The sequence below is a fragment of the Candidatus Cardinium hertigii genome (assembly GCF_003788695.1).
Genome location: NZ_RARA01000002.1, coordinates 1 through 2,697, shown reverse-complemented (window position 1 = coordinate 2,697; position 2,697 = coordinate 1). Strand labels below are relative to the sequence as shown.

Below are 2,697 nucleotides of genomic sequence, written 5' to 3'. Positions count from 1 at the left end.
ATCCAAGTAGCTACCCATTGTGCAATGCCTACTGCACGGACATAAAACAACTGCCCCGATGCATGGCGTTTAAAGCCATAACAACGCCTAAGTAATAAAAGTATTTCCGCAATCACCCCTGGATCCACCTCAGCCACTTGGCAGACATACTCATGAAATTGCATTAACACCATCATGGAATCAGCCTGTTCTTTGGGAGTAATAGGCGTTTCCGACGTTAAGTGTGTAATAGGCAATTTGGCGATCATTTCCTCTCGAATTTTGGTTACATCCCAAGGAAGAACCAGCAGTATAGCAGCTTGGTTGGATATTTCTAGATAGCCATAGTGGGTATGCATAATACGTTCTATGGTCTTTTTGCCAAGATCTATATGCCTTGGCGCTAGAGGTCTATAAGCAGTTTGCTTACTCGTTTCCTTATTATCTCTATTAGGCTCATAATAGCTTTGCACTTTGGGCAGTTCCGCTAAAGGTAGATGAGAGCTGCTTATTACGAAAGCTATAGCTGGAAAAACCATCGCTGGAGCATATCCATTATCGATGGGCTCATGGACCTCATATTGTAAATGGGTGGTATACAAGTATAGCCTTACAAATTGCGTCTCTAAAACATCTGATTTAGCAGTACGTAAAATAGCCGTAACCAATAAATGAATGATCTGGTTGACATCACATACGATCTTGACTGGAACCGTATTATCTTTGTGCTCTATAAATAATCTAGAGCCATTTTCCATTTCCCTTTCTAAAGCAACTTCTATTTTATTTATCAGTTGATTTAGAGAAATTGCAGTTGGCTGTAAAAGAATATGGTCTTTAGATTTGGCTTGTTGCTTTAAAAAAATAGCCCATTCGGAAAATTTATTAATAATACTTTGGAAATCCTGTTTGTAGAGAGGCGTTGCGTTATCTATAAATGCAACAGATTGCGTAACATCTTTTACTACTTTCTCTAAAATCATACCATCTTCTTCTTCCTGGCTACTAACCGTTGCTGTATCAATATGCAAGTTATAAGCGAGATTTTTTAGCTTTTGGGCTTCTCTTAATTTTTGTTGATTTTTTAGGTAGGTATTCTGATTGGTCCAGATCACTGTATTAAATCTATAATAAATAATTAGGGTAAATAACAGTAAGCCTATACCCAATGTAGGTAGTAATACAGCCAATGGTGGCCATAACATGGGATCTCTAATACAGCAAAGTGGATAAATAGTCATACATAGTACAATCACTAGAGCAGAATAGAGTGGAAAGGCTACTAAGGTTACTGCCAAATGCATCATATATAAAACTACGGTATACAAGGGATTGGTGGTATGCCAAGAAAGCCAAACCATAGTAACGGGTAAACANAGCCCCCCGATCCAGGTAGGAGACTTACCTTTGGGAATAAAAATGCCATAGCCTGAAAAACAAGCAGCTGCAATAATTTGAAGTATAGGCCAATAGATGAGATCTATGGTGTCAATAGTAGCAAGATACGCTAAAGCAGTGACCATAACATAGATCCCCATACCGATAATCTTAGTCCTATTGGGTGGAAGTTTAGCCAAGCTATCTTTTGAAAAGAAAGCTTTAATGGCTTCTTTTCTACGTGCCCATTTCCGCGCATTAGCTTGCCTAATCTGCTTAAGTTCATCATCTGGCTCTATCCAGCCGGTACCAGGTGGCTGAGGCAATACATAATGTGCAACTAGCATAGCTAAGCCATTGGCCAGCATACAAACAAATGCACCATCTATATCTGTTATTGGTTCAATCCATTGGTTCCAAGCTATAATGGTTACTATACCGGTAGCCATACCGATCAAAGCCGTACGCCCATTACCCCGAAAACCAAAAACAGCTAAAACAAAGGGAGCGGTTATAATAGGTACAGTAAAAGCAAAAGTTAATTTAAGTAAGTCTAATAAATCATTACGGTAAAAAGCTAATACCATAGCCAATAGGCCTATGACTAGGGAAGTCAGTCTGGCTAGCATGAATTGATACACCTTGGAAAGGACCTTTATCCCTCTTATACTTTCCAAGATATCATGGCTAACCATAACCGCACAACTGTTTAAATAAGAATCAGCTGTAGACATAGTCATAGCCAATAAACTGATAGAAATAAGGCCTTGAGAAAAAGGCGAAATATTGTTCATTATATAGGGCCAAATTGCTTCTATAGATAATGCTGGTGCTCCTATAAAAACAAATAGACCGATTAATAATATTAAAATGCCTATAAGAAAACTAAATAAAGTAGAATATAAGAAAACCTTTTTTGCCTGTATAATACCAGAAGACATATATACACGTTGTATCTTTGGGGGTTCTATACCAGACACTAAATTGGTTAAAATTAATAAAATTATACCTATTAATTTAGTATGAGAATGGCATACGCTACTAAACTGAAATTTTTCTTGTGTCTGCAAAAAAGAGAGACTTTCTGCAACTGGGTTGCTGATCTTGTGAAACATCCATACAGCCAAAAGAGGAATAATAATAGAAAAGGTTATAAATTGTAATACATCCGTAAAGGTAACCGCACGAATACCTCCAAGAGTAGAATAGAAAATTAAGATAAAGGTAGCTAAAACGGTAGTGTAATATTTTAACTCAGCGTCAACTGAACCTAAGCAGAAGCTAATTGCCTTGGATATTACGGTGATTTGAACGGCAAGAGCAGCAATAGAAGCAGCAATA

Annotated in this window: 1 protein-coding gene; it reads right to left on the bottom strand. The window is 37.6% G+C overall.

Features of this window, described 5'->3' with window-relative positions; genetic code table 11:
• The coding region (locus EDM02_RS00010) for a sodium:solute symporter family protein (protein WP_478210126.1) at positions 1-2,570 on the bottom strand (2,570 nt) is incomplete at its 3' end.
• Between the last annotated feature and the right edge of the window lie 127 nt (positions 2,571-2,697).